The 3757-nt window shown below is 63.7% G+C and carries 5 protein-coding genes; all 5 read left to right on the top strand.

All coding sequences use genetic code 11. The features are described 5' to 3' along the window. The coding region (locus WBR57_RS29870; RefSeq protein ID WP_424089146.1) for a glycosyltransferase family 9 protein at positions 1-287 on the top strand (287 nt) is incomplete at its 5' end. After that, positions 287-1411: a glycosyltransferase family 4 protein gene (locus WBR57_RS29865; RefSeq protein ID WP_424089144.1), complete on the top strand. Its 1125-nt coding sequence runs from the start codon at positions 287-289 to the stop codon at positions 1409-1411. The genes WBR57_RS29870 and WBR57_RS29865, both read left to right, overlap by 1 nt. Next, the gene (rfaP, locus tag WBR57_RS29860; RefSeq protein ID WP_424089142.1) at positions 1408-2214 is read left to right on the top strand and encodes a lipopolysaccharide core heptose(I) kinase RfaP; all 807 of its coding nucleotides are present in this window, start codon (positions 1408-1410) and stop codon (positions 2212-2214) included. Before WBR57_RS29865 ends, rfaP begins: the two co-directional genes overlap by 4 nt. After that, positions 2214-2948 (top strand): lipopolysaccharide kinase InaA family protein, encoded by a 735-nt coding sequence (locus WBR57_RS29855; RefSeq protein ID WP_424089139.1) that lies wholly within the window; start codon positions 2214-2216, stop codon positions 2946-2948. Before rfaP ends, WBR57_RS29855 begins: the two co-directional genes overlap by 1 nt. Continuing rightward, on the top strand, positions 2945-3697 hold the full coding sequence (locus WBR57_RS29850; protein ID WP_424089137.1) for a lipopolysaccharide kinase InaA family protein: 753 nt from the start codon (positions 2945-2947) through the stop codon (positions 3695-3697). Before WBR57_RS29855 ends, WBR57_RS29850 begins: the two co-directional genes overlap by 4 nt. Positions 3698-3757 lie beyond the last annotated feature (60 nt).

The following is a 3757-nucleotide window of genomic DNA, read 5'->3' as shown; positions in this document are numbered from 1 at the left end:
ACACCGGCCTGGGGCACCTGGCCGCCGCCCTGGATGTGCCGACCATTTCCCTGTTCGGCCCGACCAACCCCGGCCTGACCGGCGCCTATGGCAAGGGTCAGATCCACCTGGCCAGCGACTGGTCGTGCGCGCCGTGCCTGCAAAAACACTGTACCTATCAACCGACGGCCGACGACCTGCGTCGGTTCGACATCAAGCGCGAGTCGCCCCTGTGCTTCACGCGCCTGAACCCTGAGCGTGTGGCAAGCCGGCTGAGCACGTTGTTATTGGCTGAGGAGCTGCACTGATGCAACTGGCTTTTGTTCTGTACAAATATTTCCCCTTCGGCGGCTTGCAGCGCGACTTCATGCGCATCGCCCTGGAGTGCCAGCAGCGCGGCCATTCGATTCGTGTCTACACCTTGATCTGGGAAGGCGACATCCCGCCGGGTTTCGAAGTGCTGGTGGCGCCGGTCAAGGCGTTCTTCAACCATCGGCGCAACGAAAAACTCAGCGCCTGGATGGCAGTCGACCTGGCCAAGCGCCCGGTGGACCGCCTGATCGGCTTCAACAAAATGCCCGGCCTGGACGTGTACTACGCCGCCGACGGTTGCTTTGAAGACAAGGCACAGAACCTGCGGCATTCGCTGTACCGCTATTTCGGCCGCTACAAGCACTTTGCCGAGTACGAGCGCGCAGTGTTTGCCAAGCAGGCCAAGACTGAAGTCCTGATGATCTCCGAAGTGCAGCAGCCGCTGTTCATCAAGCACTACGACACCCCGCTGGAGCGTTTCCACCTGCTGCCGCCGGGCATTGCCCAGGATCGCCGCGCACCGCCGAACGCGGCTGAAATTCGTGCAGGGTTCCGCAAGGAATTCAACCTGGGCGACGACGACCTGCTGTTGGTGCAAATCGGCTCGGGCTTCAAGACCAAGGGCGTCGACCGCAGCCTGAAAGCCGTGGCCGCGTTGCCGGCCGAACTGAAAAAACGCACGCGCCTGTTTGTAATCGGCCAGGACGACCCCAAAGTATTCCAGCTGCAAAGCGCTACGCTGGGCTTGGGCGATAACGTGCAATTCCTCAAGGGCCGCAGCGATATCCCGCGGTTCCTGCTGGGCGCCGACCTGTTGATCCACCCGGCGTACAACGAAAACACCGGCACCGTGTTGCTCGAGGCCCTGGTGGCCGGGTTGCCGGTGCTGGTGTCGGCCGTGTGCGGCTACGCGCATTACATCGCCGAAGCCGACAGCGGCCTGGTACTGGACGAGCCGTTTGAACAAGCGCAGCTCAATCAGTACCTGGCGCACATGCTTACCGACACTGCACAGCGCGCGGCCTGGGGCCGCAATGGGTTGGCCTTCGCCGAGACGGCCGACCTCTACAGCATGCCGCAGCACGCTGCGGATGTGATTCTGGCGGAGCCAAAACGATGAAGTTGATTCTTGCCGAACCGTTCAAGACGTTATGGGCCGGGCGTGATGCCTTCGCCGAAGTCGAGAAACTCCAAGGCCAGGTATTCCGTGAGCTGGCGGCGCGTCGCACGTTGCGTACCGAGGTCGAGGGCCGCCCGTATTTCGTGAAAATCCACCGGGGCATTGGCTGGGGCGAGATCTTCAAGAACTTGATCACCGCCAAGTTGCCGGTGCTGGGCGCGGGCCTTGAGTGGGATGCCATCCACCGCCTGCGCGACCTCGGCGTGCCAACCATGACCGGCGTGGCCTTCGGCGAAAAGGGCAGCAACCCGGCGGATCAGCACTCGTTCATCATCACCGAAGAACTGGCGCCGACCATCAGCCTCGAAGACTTGACCCTCAATTGGGTCGCCGAGCCGCCTGCACCGGCGCTGCGCCATGCGCTCACGGCCGAGCTGGCGCGCATGGTCGGCGACATGCACCGGGGCGGCGTGAACCACCGCGACTGCTACCTGTGCCACTTCCTGCTGGACACCTCGCGGCCGATTGACGCGCGCACCCTCAAGCTGTCGGTGATCGACCTGCACCGCGCCCAAATGCGTGCCCATCTGCCGATGCGCTGGCGCGACAAGGACTTGTCCGCGCTGTACTACTCGGCGCTGGACATCGGCCTGACGCGCCGTGACAAGCTGCGTTTCCTCAAGGGCTATTTCCGCCAGCCGTTGCGCCAGATCCTCGCCGAACAATCGGCGTCGCTGAGCCTGATGCAGCGCAAGGCCGACAAGCTGTATGCACGCAAACAACGTTACGGGGATGCGATCTGATGGCGGGTTGGAACCTTGAGCCTGCTTACGCCAACCTGGCGGATGATTTTGGAAGCCTCGAAGCGGTGTTTGCCTTGCAGGGCCAGCGCCTGACCCGTGACCCGTTGTCGGAAGTGATCCGGGTGGAGCGTGGTGGAGTCAACTATTACGTCAAGCGCTACACCGGCGCCGGCAAGGGCCTGCGGCGCTACCTGGGCAAGCCTCGGGTCAAGTCCGAATGGCAGAACCTCAAGCGCTTTGCCAAGTGGGGCATCCCCACCGCCGACGTGGTTGCCTGGGGCCTGGAGCGCAAGGGCCTGGCCTACGATCGTGGCGCGATGATCACCCGTGAGTTGCCGCGCACCGAAGACCTTTCGGTGCTGGCCGAGCGCAACGACGCGCGCCTGCGCGACCCCAAGTGGGTCGACGCGGTCAGCCGCCAGCTCGCCGAATACACGCGGACCATGCACGACCACCGCTTTACCCATAACGACTTGAAGTGGCGCAACCTGCTGATCGACGACCAGTCGACCCTGTACCTGATCGACTGCCCCAACGGCGATTTCTGGCGCGGCTTCTGGCTCAAGTACCGCATCACCAAAGACCTGGCCTGCCTGGACAAGGTGGCCAAGTATCACCTGTCGGCTACCCAGCGCCTGCGCTTCTATATGCAGTACCGCCAGCGCCGGCACCTGAGTGCATCGGACAAAGAGCGGATTCGCCACGTGGTGAAGTTTTTCGAGGGACGCGAATGAGTGATTTCCTGGCGGCTGAAGACCGTGCGCTGCTGGAGCGCCACGGCCTCGCCACATTTGACGCGCTGTGGGCCAAGCAACTGGACGCGGTCGACGAGCCGAACACCAGCCGCGGCGGCTGGAGCAGTGTGTTTCGCCTGGAGCTGGACGGCCACGGCTACTACCTCAAGCGCCAGAGCAACTACCTCACGCGCAGCTTGCACCGGCCATTGGGCGAGCCGAGTTTCTCCCGCGAATTCCGCAATATCAGCCGCTACCGCACGCTCGGCATCCCGGCCTTGCAGGCGGCGTTCTACGGCGAGCGCAAGGTCGCCGGCGAGCACCGTGCGATGCTGCTGACTCGCGCTCTGGACGGCTGGAATGACCTGGACTCGTTGCTGGAGCAATGGTCGCAACTGAGCGATGCCCAACACCGCGCGATCCTGCTGGCCTGCGGTCAGCTGGCGCGCCGCCTGCACAGTGTCGGCCAGGTGCATGGCTGTTTTTATCCCAAGCATATTTTCCTGCAGGCGACCGGCGACGGTTACGCCGCGCAGTTGATCGACCTGGAGAAAACCCGACCGCTGCTGTTCGGCTGGCGTGACCGGGTCAAGGACCTGGAACCGTTGTTGCGCCGTGCGCGGCCGTGGACGGACGCGCAGGTGCGCCAACTGTTGGCCGCCTACCTCGAGCAGCCGGAAGACAGCGCATTGGTCAGCACCTGGCTGCAACGCCTGACCCAGCGCCGCAGCCACAAGGAGAACCGCTGATGCGTCTGTCCGAGCTGAAAAGCGCCGGCCGCACGCCGAGCCTGCCGCTGACCCTCGACT

It is taken from the genome of Pseudomonas sp. (assembly GCF_049590575.1).
Taxonomy (GTDB): Bacteria; Pseudomonadota; Gammaproteobacteria; order Pseudomonadales; family Pseudomonadaceae; genus Aquipseudomonas.
This window is presented reverse-complemented; position numbering and strand designations above follow the sequence as displayed.

Bases quoted from the DNA above. Each gene is read 5' to 3' on its own strand.
- WBR57_RS29865 (WP_424089144.1), top strand. From the start codon at position 287: ATGCAACTGGCTTTTGTTCTGTACAAATATTTCCCCTTCGGCGGCTTG.
- rfaP (WP_424089142.1), top strand. From the start codon at position 1,408: ATGAAGTTGATTCTTGCCGAACCGTTCAAGACGTTATGGGCCGGGCGT.
- WBR57_RS29855 (WP_424089139.1), top strand. From the start codon at position 2,214: ATGGCGGGTTGGAACCTTGAGCCTGCTTACGCCAACCTGGCGGATGAT.
- WBR57_RS29850 (WP_424089137.1), top strand. From the start codon at position 2,945: ATGAGTGATTTCCTGGCGGCTGAAGACCGTGCGCTGCTGGAGCGCCAC.